This is a genomic window from Ruegeria sp. AE3 (assembly GCF_056542225.1).
The window spans coordinates 69,715-83,999 of the sequence record NZ_JBQFZL010000013.1 but is presented as its reverse complement, the minus strand read 5'-3'; the positions used below and the strand labels follow the sequence as shown (position 1 = coordinate 83,999).

Below are 14,285 nucleotides of genomic sequence, written 5' to 3'. Positions count from 1 at the left end.
GGCAATTCTTTTTGACGGATGGGCAAGCGTTGCCAAGCCGACCCAAAGATTAAACCTCTAGGGTGGTTTCTGTGGGTTAACCGGACTCTTTGGTTGTGTCGAAAATTTTGAACTGAGATTGACGAGCACTCAAGTTTAGTAGTCTGTTCCCGTCGAATAGTTTTCGAACAGTTTTTAAGTATGATCTCTCTGAAAGGCTGCCACTTTCCCAAGGATGCAGTTCTTTAGGCTGTGTATTTCTATTTGCGGTACACAGTGTCGTATCGTGATTTGGAAGAGATCATGGCCGAACGCGGCGTGCAGGTGGACCACGCCACTCTCAACAGGTGGGTCGTTAAGTATTCGCCGATGATCGCCGCGAGCGCGCAGTCGAAGAAGCGACCAACGCTGAGTTCCTGGCGCATGGACGAAACCTATCTCCGCGTGCGCGGCAAGTGGATGTATCTTTTTCGAGCGGTCGACAAAGCGGGAAACACCCTTGATTTCATGCTGTCTGAGCGACGAAATCGTCCAGCAGCAACCAGGTTCTTTGCCAAAGCACTGTCGTCCAACGGGATCCCAAACAAAATCGTCATCGACAAAAGTGGCGCAAATGCAGCTGGCATTCGAGAAGTGAACAGGATCCTGAAGCGGTTCGGTTGCCCAGCCAAAGTACAGACGATCAGGTCCAAATTTTTGAACAACATGATCGAACAGGATCATCGGTTCATAAAGCGGCGTGTTCGGCACATGTGTGGGTTTAAGTCGTTCGAATCCGCTTCCGCCACTTTGGACGGCATCGAGGTCGCCAACATGACCCGGAAGCAGCAATTCTCTAGTGATACGTCTTCCGGCTTTCGGTTGTTTGCTGAGATCGCAGGATAACTGCGTCTAGCATATCGCTGGCTTTCGTCGTTCCAAAAGTTTGCGACACTACCCACCCAATGGCGATAAACTGATCGTAGAAGAGCGCGAAGATCAGCGCAGTCGGAAAGGTGAGAAAATCGGCATCTCGATCCGGCCCGAGCGTGCGATGCTGTTTGATCCGGAAACCGGATTGCGGCTGCGGTAGGAGATTTGCGGCGGGATCAGTTTTGGATTCGATTTGAGTCCTGGTGACGCGAAACCCATAACCCGCCCATTTCATGCCGTGCCACGTGACTCGCCGTCAGAATTGCGATGATCCAACCCGTGACGACTGCGGTAGCCGTTCCGAACCAGACACCGATCTCGTTGAAATGCCACAGGCCGACGAAGACCCAGACAAAGAATGCGACCCCGAAGCCCTGGCGGTAGAGGCTGATCCAGACCGTCCAGATGGGTCTTTTGAGGGCCTGAAGCAGCGAATTGATGGAAAAGAGCATCATGTAAAACGGCAGAATCAGGCTGTCGACGCGCAGATAGCTGACGCCTACTCGGACGACTTCGGGGTCGGTGGTAAACAGGCGCATCAGATGCGGGCTCAGGCCCCACAGGATTGGGATGGCCATCGCCGTCATGATAAATCCGACTTTCCAGCAATAAAACAGGGCCGCCCGCACGCGCTGAAAATCCCGGGCGCCGAAATTCTGCGATGCGATTGGCAGCACAGCGCCGGTAACACCCAGCACAGGTAAAAGCAGAATTTGCTCCAGCCGAATGGCGACCCCGAAGCCTGCAATGGCATGTTCCCCGAATATTTTCAGGGCAAACTGCATGACAAATCCTGAAAGCAGCATCACCATGAAAGACACCGCCGTTGGCAGGACCTGAACGGAAATCACGGTAAAGCGATTCAGGCGCGGGGCGAAATAGGCGATCCGCATTCGCTGCATCCGGCGTCGTCGCAGCACCTGCCGGATCATGTAGATCATGACACCGGTTTGACTGATAACGGTAGAAATGGCCAACCCGTCAAAACCGATCCCCGGAATCAGCCCGGGGATGCCAAAAATAAGCAGAGGATTCAGGGCGATATTGGCGAAGAAGGCCACGATCAGGGCGCGCTGCATTGATACCGCATCCCCATGAGCCTGGAGGATTCCGTTGCACCCATGAGCCAACAGAAATCCGGGCAGTGCCAGAAGAAGCCAATAGAAATAGCGTAGCCCCGCATCACGGTATTCGCCGGGGTCGGATACAAGATGTATCAGCGCGGGGCCGTACCAGAGGCCTGACAATGCCAGAAGCCCGGCGGCGATAAAACCATATGTCAGACCCTGCGCCACCAATCGCCGGGCCATGCGGTGGTTGCCTGCCCCCAGTGCGTTGCCGACAAGGGCGCTCATGGCGGCTCCAAGACCAACCCCAACAGACAAAGTTATAAAGAAGGCCTGAAACCCAAGGGCCAGCCCGGCCTGTGCGCTTGTCGACAACAGCCCGGCAAAAAAGATGTCCACGACATTATAGAGCGTGTTGAACAGCATTCCGATTGCAGCAGGCACTGCCAGTGTCCGGAAATGTGCCGGAATAGACCCTCGGGTCAGGTCAAGATCGACTGGCTGAGCCATGTCACGCAGGCATCACGGGCGCTCGGCCTGAACAGTCAGAAAGACGAATTCCGGGGTCAGAACCTCTTCGAAGCCGTGGTTCAGTTCAGCGTCGACGCTGATCGTGTCGCCTGCGGTCAGCTTGAACCGGGCCTCGCCATACCGATAGACCGCCTCACCTTCGAGCGCCTGAACAAAAACTACGCCGTGACCGACATAAGTCGGAGGATGACCACCCTCGCGCAGAAGAGTTACGCGCCGGGCTTGAAAACGCAGGTCCTTGCGTGAATGCAATGCCAGATTGACATATTCATGGCTATGGCCTGCGGCGATACGGGTGGATTTCAAGCCTTCGCCGTGGCGGACGAGCGTATAGTCGGTGTGATCGGTGCGGGCTTCGCGGAATAGTGACACAATCGGGACTTCAAGCGCTTCGGCCAGCGCAGCCAGGGTGTCGATCGAAGGAGAGACAAGCCCGTTTTCGATACGGCTGACCATTGCGGCGGAAATACCCGATTGCTCGGCCAGTCGGCGGGCCGATTGCTTTCGGCTTTGGCGCAGCTCTTTCAGCGATGCTCCAATTGCGCGGTCGATCTGTCTTCCCGGCGGGTCTCCCTGCATGGCTTCTCCCTTCACTCGCTGCCGTAATAGCCCACAACATCTCCGTCCGTGGTCACGCCAAGCCCGTTCAACAAGCGGTTCACGTAGTTGAAATAGCCGACGATCTGATTGATTTCGAGTATCTCACCATCATCCCAACCAGTCTCTTTTAGCCCGGCCACATCAGAATCGACCATCGTACCCGGTGTCAGCGTCAGTTTTTCTGCGTAGGTCAGCGCGGCAAGATGGGCGCCGTCAAAGGCATCCTGCGGACGATGCGCCTTGAGCGCCGCCTCAATCTGGTCGGCGCGGGCGTCATCATCAATTAGATGTCGGGCGTTGGACCAGTGGTTGGCGTAAGAATAGGGGCAAGTGTTGAGGGTGGATACATAGGAACTGATGACTTCCTGAAACCACATCGGAACCGTGTTTGCCTCATCATGCAGGCAGGCCCGGTACAAAATCACGTGCCCCTTCATTGTGTTGGGGCGCAGGGAATGAACACGCATGACGTTGTCCACTGTGCCATGTGGCGTCCGGGCCAGATCCAGAGTGGCCTTCAGATGCTCGTCGGCGTCTTCGTCAGATATCATCCTGATCCAGGCAGACATTTTTGGTTCCTTCCTTAGTCGTCAGCACAAATTATGGGTCGTGTTGTACGGCGCGCTGAGTTTTTTATTGACGAGTATTGCATATTAAGCAACCATATTAATTAGCGCGCAACAGATTTAAGGATTCTCAGGCCTTGCCCGACTGCCTCACTCAGTCAAAGCGCCAATCTGGCACTAGCTTTCAGGACGGTTTCGCTACCGCCCTTTGTCGGCCCGCGCGCGCTACGGTTTCGGAGAGGCCAACTGAGAAATCACGGCGCAATTTTCACCGCAAAAGACTGCCAGGTATGGTGTCCCGAACCATGACAGGCGCGACATGACACACGCCACTCCGATGATTGAAGTGACCAATCTGGACAAGTATTATGGCACGTTCCATGCGCTGAAAGACGTTAGTTTGACGGTTCATCAGGGTGAAAAAGTAGTGATCTGCGGACCCTCTGGTTCGGGAAAGTCCACACTGATCCGTTGTTTCAATGGTCTGGAGTGGCACAATTCGGGCCGTTTGGTGATAGATGGTATCGAAGTTTACGAGGGGGCCAAGGAGATACGCGAACTGCGCCAGGAAGTTGGGATGGTTTTTCAGCAGTTCAATCTGTTTCCGCATTTGACTGTGCTGGAAAATCTTATGATCGGCCCAATGAAAGTGCGCAAAGTTTCAAAGGTACAGGCCGAAGAGACCGCGCGAAATTATCTTGAGCGCGTGCATATTCCGGAACAGGCCGACAAATATCCGGCACAATTGTCTGGCGGTCAGCAGCAGCGCGTGGCGATTGCGCGTTCTTTGTGCATGGAAACCCGGATCATGCTGTTTGACGAGCCGACCTCGGCGCTCGATCCGGAAATGATCAACGAAGTTCTGGACGTGATGGTCGAGTTGGCCGAAACCGGCATGACCATGGTTGTGGTTACCCACGAAATGGGGTTTGCCCGCAAGGTCGCAGACACGATGGTCTTTATGGAGGCGGGTCGGATCGTCGAGATATCGCCGCCTGAACAGTTCTTTACCAACCCTTCCAGCGAACGGTGCCGCCTGTTCCTGGATCAGATTCTGGCGCATTGAACGTGAGCGATCTGGGCATATCCGGGCCAAAGGGCCAGCCGTTGCCAAAGCCACCGTTTCACAAGCGGTTTTTCGACTCGGTCCTGATTTCCGTTGTCATTTATTCCATTATTGTTGGTCTAATCGCCTATGGCGCTTACGCCGGGGCGCAGAGTATGGGTTATAACTGGCAATGGTATCGTGTGCCGCAATTCCTGTACCGCAATACCGAGGTCGGGTTTGAATGGGGTGAAATCCCAATTGGGCTTGTAGCCACCATCCAACTGTCGGTGACCGCCTTTTTGCTGGCAACGGCGATAGGCCTTTTGGTGGCTCTGTTGCGGCTATCGGGGTTGGTCATCGGGTCAGCGGTTGCCGTGGGGTACCTGGAACTGATCCGCAATATTCCGCTGCTGGTTCTGCTTTATCTTTTCTATTATGTGCTCGGGCCGATCTTTGGGTTTGACCGATACACGGCAAGTATCCTGACACTTGCCGTTTTTCATTCGGCCCTGATTTCCGAGATTTTCCGCGCTGGTATCAACGCAATTCCCACGGGTCAGTGGGAGGCGGCAAAATCCATCGGGATGACACCGTATCAGACCTATCGCTATATCATTTTGCCGCAATCAGTACGGTTCATGCTGCCACCGATGACCGGTGAGGTAGTTCACCTGATCAAATCCTCAGCGATTGTAAGCGTGATCGCGGTGGCTGAACTGACCACGTTTGGACGCAACATCATATCCGATACCTACATGAGTTTCGAAATCTGGTTCACCATTGCACTGGTCTATCTGGTGGTGACCCTGATCCTGTCGATTGGCGTAACCCACCTGGAGAAGAAATATGCCGTCGACCAATAAAACTGAAAACTATGTCGGACAACAAGGAGAACCAAGATGAAGCTTTCTCGCAGAATGTTGGGGGCGGCGCTGAGCGCGGTCGTTGCAACAGGCGTCGCAACATCAGGTTGGGCGCAAAGCACAACGCAGAACCTGTCCAGCGAAAGTGTGATTGAAACCATCAAGCAGGATGGAGTGATCCGCATTGGGCTGTCGCTATTCGTACCGTGGTCGATGCGCGACAAGAACGGTGACCTGATCGGTTTCGAACTGGATGTCGGTCGCAAGCTGGCCGAAGACATGGGGGTCGAAGTTGAATTTGTTCCCACCGCATGGGACGGTATCATTCCGGCGCTGGTTTCGGGCAATTTCGACGTGATCATCTCGGGCATGTCTGTGACGCCGCAGCGAAACCTGACTGTCAACTTTACCGATCCATATGCTTTTTCCGGTCTGGCCATCTTGGTAAATAAGGAACTGACAGATGGAATGACTCAGGCTGATCTGAATTCTGCAGACGTGACGTTCGCAGCCCGTCGCGGTGCAACGCCCGCTGTCGTGATCGCGGAAAACTTCCCGGAAGCAAACTTGTTGCTATTTGATGAAGATGGCGCGTCGACGCAAGAAGTTCTTAACGGAAATGCACACGCAACAATGGCTTCACAGCCTACGCCCAACCGGGAAGCAGGGCGTAATCCTGAAACTCTGCGCGTGATGGAAGGCGATCTGTTTGATCCGCGTGGCGAAGCCTTTGCTATGCGCAAAGGTGATCCGGATGCATTGAACTTCTTCAACAATTGGATTGCTCAGCAATGGCGTTCGGGTTGGCTGGAAGAGCGTCACAATTATTGGTTCGCAACAGAAGAGTGGGCCGACCAGGTTGCTCAGTGACTAAAACAAAGGGCGGCGGCATTGCCGCCCCCGACCCTGAGGCGGAGCAATCCCGGTGCAAGATTTCCTGAAGAAACTGAGATGGCCAGATTATCTGATCGTGGTGACTCTGATCGCTTTCTTCGGGTATATCTGGCTGTCGATCGAAGGCACGCTGAACTACAAATGGCGCTGGGAATTGATCCCGGGCTATGTCGTTGGCTGGCATTCGGGCCGCGAAGAGTATTTCGCGAACCTGTTTCTGCAGGGGCTTATGGCGACAGTCCGTATCAGTATTTACTCGGGCATTCTGGCCTTGTTGCTTGGCACCATTCTGGGGGTTGCGCGGTGTTCAGCAAACCTGACGATCCGGATGCTGGCACGGACGTATCTTGAATTTCTCCGCAACGTGCCGCCGGTTGTGGTCGTTTTCATTTTCTTTTTCTTCCTGTCACAACAACTGATTGACGCGCTCAACCTCGAACGTTGGGCTCGTGGTATAGCGCGGCAAGAGGACAAAGATATCTGGACCTTCTTTTTCGGCGAAATGCGCCGTTTTCCCTCACTGGTTTCTGGTGTCATCGTTCTGGCCCTGTTTGAAAGCGCCTTTGTCGGCGAGATTGTCCGGGCTGGTATCCAGTCGATCCCGAAAGGCCAGCGCGAAGCGGCGCGCTCGATTGGTATGAGCAAACTACAGGAGATGCGTTACGTGATTCTGCCGCAGGCGTTGAAGAAAGTGGTGCCACCGCTGGCAAACCAATTCATCTCGCTGATCAAGGACAGCTCGATCCTGTCGCTGATCTCGGTGCAGGAACTCACCTACAAAACAGTCGAGCTTGTGGCCTCGTCCCGCATGATCTTTGAGGCGTGGATCACCACGGCCGGGTTCTATTTTGTTGTGTGTTTCGGCCTCAGCCGATTGTTTGCACGACTTGAAAAGCGGTCAGACAGGCGCTGACGCGAACGGCCCGGGGCAACGCGGATATATGATTTCCGGCTCTCGGGCAGTTGCCACAAAGCTCGGCTGCTGCTGTCCATGCTGCGGCTGGATCATCAATTTATCAAATCATCAATGTCAACCTGCTGAGCGGAGATCAGAACCAGGTTACATTCTTGCAGGTCAACCAGCTGAACAAGGTCCCGGTGCTGGACGACAACGGCTTTACCCTGCGCGACAGCACCGCAATCATGATGTATCTGGCACAGAAGTATGGCGCTGCAGATTGGGCGCCGGATTCGCCAGAAGAGCATGGGGACATACAGCAATGGCTGTCCTATTCAGTAAACGAGATTTTCCACGGCGTTGCAACGGCCCGCGCGATTGTTCTGATTGAACGCGACATCGATTTGACCGGGCCACAGGCACTTGGGCAGAAATCCCTGCAGAATATGGAGCAGCACCTGTCACGACGACGCTGGCTGGCATGTGATCGTCCAACGATCGCCGATCTTGCCTGTTACCCCTACATAGCACTGGCTTATCAGGGAAAGTTATCGCTGGCTCCTTACCCGGCAGTCCGTTCGTGGATCGCGCGTGTTGAAGCTCCGTCGGGATATATCCTGATGCCGGGGTTGCCGACACCGGACTAGGATTGTTCGGGGTTACGCCCTGATCTGCACCATGCCGTTTTTGATGCGGGTTTCGAATACCTTCATTGGTCGTGTCGCAGGGGCCGAAACCGCATGTCCGTCACGCACATCGAATGCGCCCTGATGCAAAGGGCACTCGATGACGTAGCCATCAAAATACCCGTCACACAGATCAGCACCGCCATGATTGCAAAGTGCCAACGAGGCATAGACGCCACCGGGAGTGTCGTAGACCGCCAGGATACGTGAGCCGATCTCGACCCGTGTGACCCAGTTCTTTTCCAGCCGAGTTGTCTCGATCACATCTTTCCAGGGTTTTTCATCCGCCATGAGTTACGCCTCCGCCTTCTGCCGGATCTGCCTCAAGATCTCGCGATGGGCGGCCAGATACCCCCCAGGCTCAACATGAATGTGGTCTTTCAGCTTCTCATGAAGGCGAGGTAACGCGTGGAAAGGAACTGAGGCTACGTAGTGATGCTCCGCGTGGTAGTTCATGTTCCAGCACAAAAAGGACCAGGGGGCGGATACCAGATTGGTGCGCGTATTTTCGGACATCTGCGCCACGGTGGGGCGTCCGACATGTTCGGTCATCCGGATAAAGCGCATCACAGGCTCACCCAAAAACAAAGGGATTATCCAGTACCAGATCAGTCCCCACCAGCCGATGATGGCCATGCCCAGAAAGATGGCCGTATAGATGGCCAGCATTCTGCGCGCATCGCGATACACCGCCTGATGTTCCACTTTCGGGATGAATCGCAGCTCGGTCTCGCTGAGGTTGCCGCTGGCATGGCGAAACAGTTCCGTGAATTTACCGCGCCAGTAGGGCAGGGCGGACAGGTACATAAGGTACTCCCTCAACGTCTCGGGCAATGGGATCAGTTCAGGGTCGTCCCCGGTCAGTTGCGTATAAGTGTGGTGATCGCAATGTTCATAGCGAAAGAACCGATGCGGCAGGATAATGATCAGGCCGCAGATCTGACCAACCAGATCATTCAGCCACCTTGTACGGAATACGGTATAGTGCACGCATTCATGCTGCAGCGAGAAGTGGTGTACCAGAACGATGCCCTGGAGTAACATTGCAGGCCATATCAGCCAGTTGTTCCATGCCAGAGTAACAAGGGTGGTCGTGCAGGCCAGCACCAGAACCCAAAGCGCCAGATGGCATAAGCCGGGACCGTTAGACCGTTGCATGAAACCTTTCAGCTCTTCACGCGTGAGCTTGCCTTCGGCCAATGCCTGAGACAGGGGCGTTACGATTGCTTGTGACATGTGAGTTCCACACAATTTGCCGGTGCGGGGGCCGCGCCCTCATCGCATTTTCCGGCACCGGAGACGGGAGTGCTCCGCACCATAGGGTCCTGTCGGGTGGACTCTATTGCTACCAGATTAGCGTGATGACACGCGTTCGATCAAGCTTGAATGATCAGCCGGTTCGGCGAAGGCCGATATCCGGATCGGGGTCGGCAAACAGTGCTGCCGCACAGGGGTGTTTGTCCAGAATGGAAGCTCCGCCGGGCAGGCGGTCAGCATGAAAAACCCCATCTTCCCAATAGGTCACACCATCGATCTTGATTGTCGGATCAAACACGTTCCAGCTGATTTCTCCGGGAGCATATGCGCCGCAAGTGTGGAAGTGCAGGATACGCGGATTGCCAAAAGCAGATCCGCCCCAGCGTTCGAAATTCTCGCGCATATCCCAAGGGTATCCGCAGCCCGGATGAATGCCAGCATGCCATGAATGCACGAAATTTCGGTCAATACCGAACTGGCCCGCGACCCGGTCATATTGTACTTCGGCCCGGGCGACATCGGTGGGCTCGCCCGTGAACCCGGTCAGGCGCCCGTTCTCAAGTGACGCAAACACCGGGCTGTCGAACTCGATCGTATAGTCTTCATAGTATCTTGATCCGGTTCCGGTTAGAAACTTCAGCGCCACACGTCCTGAAAAACTGTGCGCCGGGACTGGCGTGAAAACTGACATGGGGAATCTCAGGATCGACGTATCGCCCGCCGGATCAAGGTTCATCTTCGGCTTCCCCTGAAAGGCCGTGCCCAGAGGGCAGGTGACCCGCACATCGGTTGCCTCGTTCAGGACGGCATTGATCGCCGCCTTGATGTCGAGAAAGGCATCATGGTGCCCGTTGGAAAAGCCCGACCCGAACAGCTCACGGTTCAGCGCAAAGCTGACGATGATTTTTTTGCCCCGGGGCATCTCCGAAAACCGTAGCTGATCCCCAAGACGGGCAAGAAAGAGGATTATCTCGGCTGCTTCGAACCGCGCCAGAAGATCCGGGGACAGGTGAGGATTGTCCGGATTAAATCCTACATCCACTGCATCAACCGACAACCCCATGGATTGCGCGACGTCCGATACGATCTTGACACTGTCCGCGTCAAAATAACCAAACTCGGGGGGTTCGTAAGCGATCAGAAGTCGGTCACCCGCCGCTGCGTGAGCGCAGTTCGTCAAAAGATTTCGCGCGCCGCGCTCGGGTGTGATGTCCGACATTCGCGTCTCCTACGGATTCAAGCCCGTACAGATTAGGCCTGCACCATGCGCCTAATCTATTTGAAAGTGATTATGTCTGACATTAGGGTGACTAATATGATTGTAAATCTGCCCTATTCAGCTCTGCGTGCCTTCGAGGCAGTTGTCCGTCATTCTGGCTTTTCCCCTGCCGCGGCCGAACTTGGTGTTAGCCAAAGTGCGGTCAGTCAGCATGTGCGGACGCTTGAGGAATGGTTGGGTCGCGATCTGCTGGTACGCGGCGCGCGGTCATCGCGCCCAACCCGAGAGGGTGAACTGCTGGCGCTGGCCATCTCCGAAGGGCTGGGGCGCATTTCAGGTGTTTGCACCCAGTTGCGGGATAAGACCCGCAACGACCGGACCATCGTGATTTCATGCCTGCCAGGTTTTGCTTTCAACTGGTTGTTTCCGCGTCTTTTGAACTTTGATCTGGCCCACCCGGACCTATCGATTTCGATCGCTACGGATACTGGTCAATATCCGTTCTCCGGCGCGGATGCGGATATCGGAATCCGCTATGGGCTGGGTGATTACCCCGGCTACCAGGTGGATCTGCTGATGACCGAGCAGTTGTTTCCTGTTTGCGCACCATCTTTGATACCCAACCTGCGCGGGGTCGAGGATCTTGCGAAGCACACGATGCTGGTAGATGAGAATCTGCATCATGGTCCTGCAAGCCCAACCTGGGATTTCTGGGCACGGCAATGCGGTCTGACGCTGCCGTCACCCTTGCGCACACGGCGATTTGGCCAATCCAATCTGGTGGTTCAGGCTGCAATTGAAGGGCTGGGTGTCGCGCTGGGTCGGGAACCCCTGGTGATCGATACGTTATGTGACGGGCGTCTGGTTCGACCCTTTCCAGAACTGACCGAGTCCCCTTTGTCTTACTGGCTGGTTCGGCGACACGAAACCAAGGACAGTCCGAAAGTCGGTGAGTTTCTGAACTGGATCAGTGCTGAAGTAGAAGCGCAACCGGACATCCCGCCATCCGCCGACGCTTATAATTAGCCTGGCTTATATGAGTCATTACCATTCCGACATGGCGCAAGGACGTCTCTCTGCCCATACTGGTACAAGCCATCTGACGATCTGGAGAGCATTTCAATGTATCTGAGAAACTGCTGGTATGTCGCTGCCTGGAGTAAGGATATCGGTCGCGAACTGAAGGCCGAAACGTTTCTGGGTGAAAACATCGTGCTTTACCGGCGGGAGGACGGCACTCCGGTCGCATTGGAAGATGCTTGCCCGCATCGTAAGCTGCCGCTGTCCAAAGGCAATCTGATCGGTGATGTGGTGGAATGCGGTTATCACGGCCTGAAATTCGACTGCTCGGGCAAATGCACGGACAGCCCGACCCAGCGTGGCATGACCCCCCGGCGGGCAGTGGTAAGATCATATCCGGTAGTGGATCGGTATCGGTTCCTGTGGATCTGGATGGGTGATCCGGAACAGGCGGACCCTGACAATATTTTCCTGATTGAGAATTTCGACGATGCCAGTTGGGGCATGACTGATGGTGGAGTGATGGATATCGACTGCCACTACTTGTGGGTTTGCGACAACCTGCTGGACCCCAGCCATGTAGCCTGGGTGCATGTCTCGTCCTTTGCCGGGGCTGGCACGGACGAAGAGCCGCTGAATGTCGAAAGAACGGACCGCGGCGTGATTGTCTCGCGCTGGATCGAGAACAAGCCGCCGTCGCCCTATTATGCGAAGCTGGTGGCCTTTGACGGTGATTGCGACAGGCTACAGCATTACGAGATGTGTATGCCCGCGATAGGGCTGAACAAATCCATCTACACGCCCGTCGGAACCGGCGGCTATGACAAACCGCCCGTTGCCGAGACTTTCGTCAACGTCTCTTACAATTTCATGACCCCGATTGATGAGGATCGGACCCGGTATTTTTGGTTCCAGCACCGCAATTCCGATCCCGATAATGCCGAGGTGTCCAAATTCATGAATGATGGCGCGCGGATGGCGTTTCTTGAGGACAAGGAGGTTTTGGAGAAGGTTCATCTGGGCATGAAAAACGCCAAGACGCCAAACATTGATCTGGGATTGGACGCTGGGGCCAAACTATTCCGCAAAGCCTTGGACCGCGCGATTGAGGCTGAGGCTTTTCCGATCAACATGGTTGAGCGGGCGTAAGGTTTGTTGGCCGGTTCCGAAACCCACTAGGCATCGAGGGGGACGTGAAGCCGGGGATGCGCTGCGTCCTGTCGTTCGAACCCTCAGCCAGGTAGGCGGCTTGGGCTTCTGAATTGTCCGGGTGGGTGCCGACCATCATATAAGAGCAGGACAGAGCGCGCGCCTTTTGTTTTGCGCTTTCGAAAAGTTGCCGCCCGACACCCATGCGGCGATACAGCCGTCCAATAAAAAGGTGGTGCATGTCGATACCGCGACGGCCTAGCTGCAACTGTGTGAGCGGGCTCAGGGCGACATAGCCGATGACCTCGCCTTTCGTTTCGGCAAACAGCACATAGACCCATGGCTGATTGCCGAACACATCCCGCTCTAACACTGCGGCGTTGATGTTTGGGACATCACCGTGATGTGCGGCTAGAGCGCGGATCATTGAAAGTAGAAAAGGCATGTCATCGGGCTCTGCGTCCCGGATATGTACCTTTGCGTTAGGGTTGGTGGGTTTCATCTTTGCCTCCTGTTTCTTTGCCACAGAAGCGAGATGAAAAATGCCGCACTGTGGCGGCACTTTCTAACTACACATCAACGGTCGCACTGCTTAGGGCGCGTTGGAAAATGTGCCGCGGGGTTGGGCCATGACGATAATGGCCCAACGCTGTGACGATAGCAGAATAACGTCAAGTTATTCACTGTGCGATCAGAGGACCGGTGTCCGCCGCCGGTTACGCCGCGCCGTAGATCACTGGGAAACGCCCTCCGGCAAAAGGTGCGCCGGGGCGCAAACTGTCGTCATGCAGCCACTCTGTCACGGCATCGCGTGGCTGGTAGATGGCGCCCTCTACCGCAAATCGGACGGCATAGCCGCGTCTGCGCCGAGTTGAGGTGCGGTTGCCCATTGCCGAATGCACTGTCATGCCGTCAAATGCCAGCGCATCGCCGGGCTCCATCTTTGGGTAGTGAAAGATGTCGTAGGCGGCGCGGTTGGCCTCGAAATCAGGCATGTCGATATAATCGGGGTTGTCTTCCTCAAGATAGTGCAGGAACGCCCCAAGCTGGTCGGTTTTGAAAGGCCGGTACTTGGCACCCCAAGCGTGTGATCCACGAACGAACTCCAGCGCGCCATTGTCTGGGTCAACCGGGTCCAGAGCGATCCATATGGTCATGATTGGTCCGGCCACCGGCCAATAGGGTTGATCGGTGTGCCAGCCCGTCTGGGTTTTTGTCCCCGGCTCTTTGGCAAAAATCTGGTCATAGATAAGCGAAGTCCACGGGCTGCCCGCCACCTCAGCCACGCGGCGGCCGATATCCGATGTCAGGCAATAATCCTGAAATACGCCCGGGTTTTCGCGCATGTTCTTGTAGGCAAAATAGCGCTCGCCTTTAGAAACCTCTTCATCTACGGCCTTGCGTAGTTTGGTAAGCCAATCCTGCGGCAGAATTTGTTTCAGCAGCACGACTCCGTCGCGTGCATAGGTTTCCTGAATGATCTTCAGGTCAGATGTCTGTGTCATGTAACGTCCAATTCAACGCCTCTTCCATTGAGGCGGTTGCAGTATGCAGGCGCGTTGCACCCGGTTTGTCCGGCGTTACGTGATGGGTGAG

The 14,285-nt window shown here is 55.2% G+C and carries 17 protein-coding genes; 9 read left to right on the top strand and 8 right to left on the bottom strand.

Features of this window, described 5'->3' with window-relative positions:
- The first annotated feature begins 231 nt into the window (after window positions 1-231).
- Both ACR0NZ_RS17545 and ACR0NZ_RS17540 read left to right on the top strand, forming a co-directional pair.
- Window positions 232-864 carry an IS6 family transposase gene (locus ACR0NZ_RS17545; protein ID WP_480520686.1) on the top strand — a complete coding sequence of 211 codons (633 nt, stop codon included), beginning with the start codon at window positions 232-234 and terminating at the stop codon, window positions 862-864.
- A 40-nt stretch (window positions 865-904) separates the two neighbouring features.
- Window positions 905-1,051, top strand: coding sequence for a hypothetical protein (locus ACR0NZ_RS17540; protein WP_480520684.1), 147 nt, complete (start codon window positions 905-907; stop codon window positions 1,049-1,051).
- 16 nt (window positions 1,052-1,067) lie between these two features.
- On the opposite strand, the gene ACR0NZ_RS17535 is transcribed toward ACR0NZ_RS17540, so the two are convergent.
- From ACR0NZ_RS17535 to ACR0NZ_RS17525, 3 genes are read right to left on the bottom strand one after another with little or no spacing between them, the layout of a single operon-like run.
- Window positions 1,068-2,468, bottom strand: a complete 1,401-nt coding sequence (locus ACR0NZ_RS17535) for an MATE family efflux transporter (protein ID WP_480520682.1) — start codon at window positions 2,466-2,468, stop codon at window positions 1,068-1,070.
- 12 nt (window positions 2,469-2,480) lie between these two features.
- Window positions 2,481-3,068 carry a helix-turn-helix domain-containing protein gene (locus ACR0NZ_RS17530; protein ID WP_480478040.1) on the bottom strand — a complete coding sequence of 196 codons (588 nt, stop codon included), beginning with the start codon at window positions 3,066-3,068 and terminating at the stop codon, window positions 2,481-2,483.
- 11 nt (window positions 3,069-3,079) lie between these two features.
- Window positions 3,080-3,658, bottom strand: coding sequence for a carboxymuconolactone decarboxylase family protein (locus ACR0NZ_RS17525; protein WP_480478037.1), 579 nt, complete (start codon window positions 3,656-3,658; stop codon window positions 3,080-3,082).
- Window positions 3,659-3,974: 316 nt separating this feature from the next.
- Between ACR0NZ_RS17525 and ACR0NZ_RS17520 the strand changes: the two genes are divergently transcribed.
- The 5 genes from ACR0NZ_RS17520 to ACR0NZ_RS17500 are packed head-to-tail and all read left to right on the top strand — an operon-like array spanning window position 3,975 to window position 8,005.
- Complete coding sequence (locus ACR0NZ_RS17520; RefSeq protein WP_480478035.1) at window positions 3,975-4,721, top strand: amino acid ABC transporter ATP-binding protein; 747 nt, start codon at window positions 3,975-3,977, stop codon at window positions 4,719-4,721.
- Between the two features lie 2 nt (window positions 4,722-4,723).
- Complete coding sequence (locus ACR0NZ_RS17515) at window positions 4,724-5,566, top strand: amino acid ABC transporter permease (protein WP_480478033.1); 843 nt, start codon at window positions 4,724-4,726, stop codon at window positions 5,564-5,566.
- 36 nt (window positions 5,567-5,602) lie between these two features.
- Window positions 5,603-6,436, top strand: coding sequence for a transporter substrate-binding domain-containing protein (locus tag ACR0NZ_RS17510; RefSeq protein WP_480478031.1), 834 nt, complete (start codon window positions 5,603-5,605; stop codon window positions 6,434-6,436).
- Window positions 6,437-6,491: 55 nt separating this feature from the next.
- Complete coding sequence (locus ACR0NZ_RS17505; RefSeq protein ID WP_480496294.1) at window positions 6,492-7,373, top strand: amino acid ABC transporter permease; 882 nt, start codon at window positions 6,492-6,494, stop codon at window positions 7,371-7,373.
- A gap of 50 nt (window positions 7,374-7,423) precedes the next feature.
- On the top strand, window positions 7,424-8,005 hold the full coding sequence (locus ACR0NZ_RS17500; protein ID WP_480520680.1) for a glutathione S-transferase N-terminal domain-containing protein: 582 nt from the start codon (window positions 7,424-7,426) through the stop codon (window positions 8,003-8,005).
- A 12-nt stretch (window positions 8,006-8,017) separates the two neighbouring features.
- Here the strand turns inward: ACR0NZ_RS17500 and ACR0NZ_RS17495 are convergent, their stop codons facing one another.
- The 3 genes from ACR0NZ_RS17495 to ACR0NZ_RS17485 form a co-directional block, all read right to left on the bottom strand.
- Window positions 8,018-8,335 (bottom strand): non-heme iron oxygenase ferredoxin subunit, encoded by a 318-nt coding sequence (locus tag ACR0NZ_RS17495; protein ID WP_480520678.1) that lies wholly within the window; start codon window positions 8,333-8,335, stop codon window positions 8,018-8,020.
- Window positions 8,336-8,338: 3 nt separating this feature from the next.
- Window positions 8,339-9,280 carry a fatty acid desaturase family protein gene (locus ACR0NZ_RS17490; protein WP_480520676.1) on the bottom strand — a complete coding sequence of 314 codons (942 nt, stop codon included), beginning with the start codon at window positions 9,278-9,280 and terminating at the stop codon, window positions 8,339-8,341.
- 154 nt (window positions 9,281-9,434) lie between these two features.
- Window positions 9,435-10,520, bottom strand: coding sequence for a hypothetical protein (locus ACR0NZ_RS17485; RefSeq protein WP_480520674.1), 1,086 nt, complete (start codon window positions 10,518-10,520; stop codon window positions 9,435-9,437).
- A gap of 96 nt (window positions 10,521-10,616) precedes the next feature.
- Here ACR0NZ_RS17485 and ACR0NZ_RS17480 point away from each other — a divergent pair, with 96 nt between their 5' ends.
- On the top strand, window positions 10,617-11,546 hold the full coding sequence (locus tag ACR0NZ_RS17480) for a LysR substrate-binding domain-containing protein (protein WP_480478019.1): 930 nt from the start codon (window positions 10,617-10,619) through the stop codon (window positions 11,544-11,546).
- Between the two features lie 96 nt (window positions 11,547-11,642).
- Window positions 11,643-12,689: an aromatic ring-hydroxylating dioxygenase subunit alpha gene (locus ACR0NZ_RS17475; RefSeq protein ID WP_480520672.1), complete on the top strand. Its 1,047-nt coding sequence runs from the start codon at window positions 11,643-11,645 to the stop codon at window positions 12,687-12,689.
- Here ACR0NZ_RS17475 and ACR0NZ_RS17470 read toward each other — a convergent pair.
- Together ACR0NZ_RS17470 and ACR0NZ_RS17465 are read right to left on the bottom strand one after the other, a co-directional pair.
- Window positions 12,667-13,191, bottom strand: coding sequence for an N-acetyltransferase family protein (locus tag ACR0NZ_RS17470; RefSeq protein WP_480520670.1), 525 nt, complete (start codon window positions 13,189-13,191; stop codon window positions 12,667-12,669). The genes ACR0NZ_RS17475 and ACR0NZ_RS17470 overlap by 23 nt on opposite strands.
- A 214-nt stretch (window positions 13,192-13,405) precedes the next feature.
- Window positions 13,406-14,194: a phytanoyl-CoA dioxygenase family protein gene (locus ACR0NZ_RS17465; protein ID WP_480520668.1), complete on the bottom strand. Its 789-nt coding sequence runs from the start codon at window positions 14,192-14,194 to the stop codon at window positions 13,406-13,408.
- Window positions 14,195-14,285: the final 91 nt, after the last annotated feature.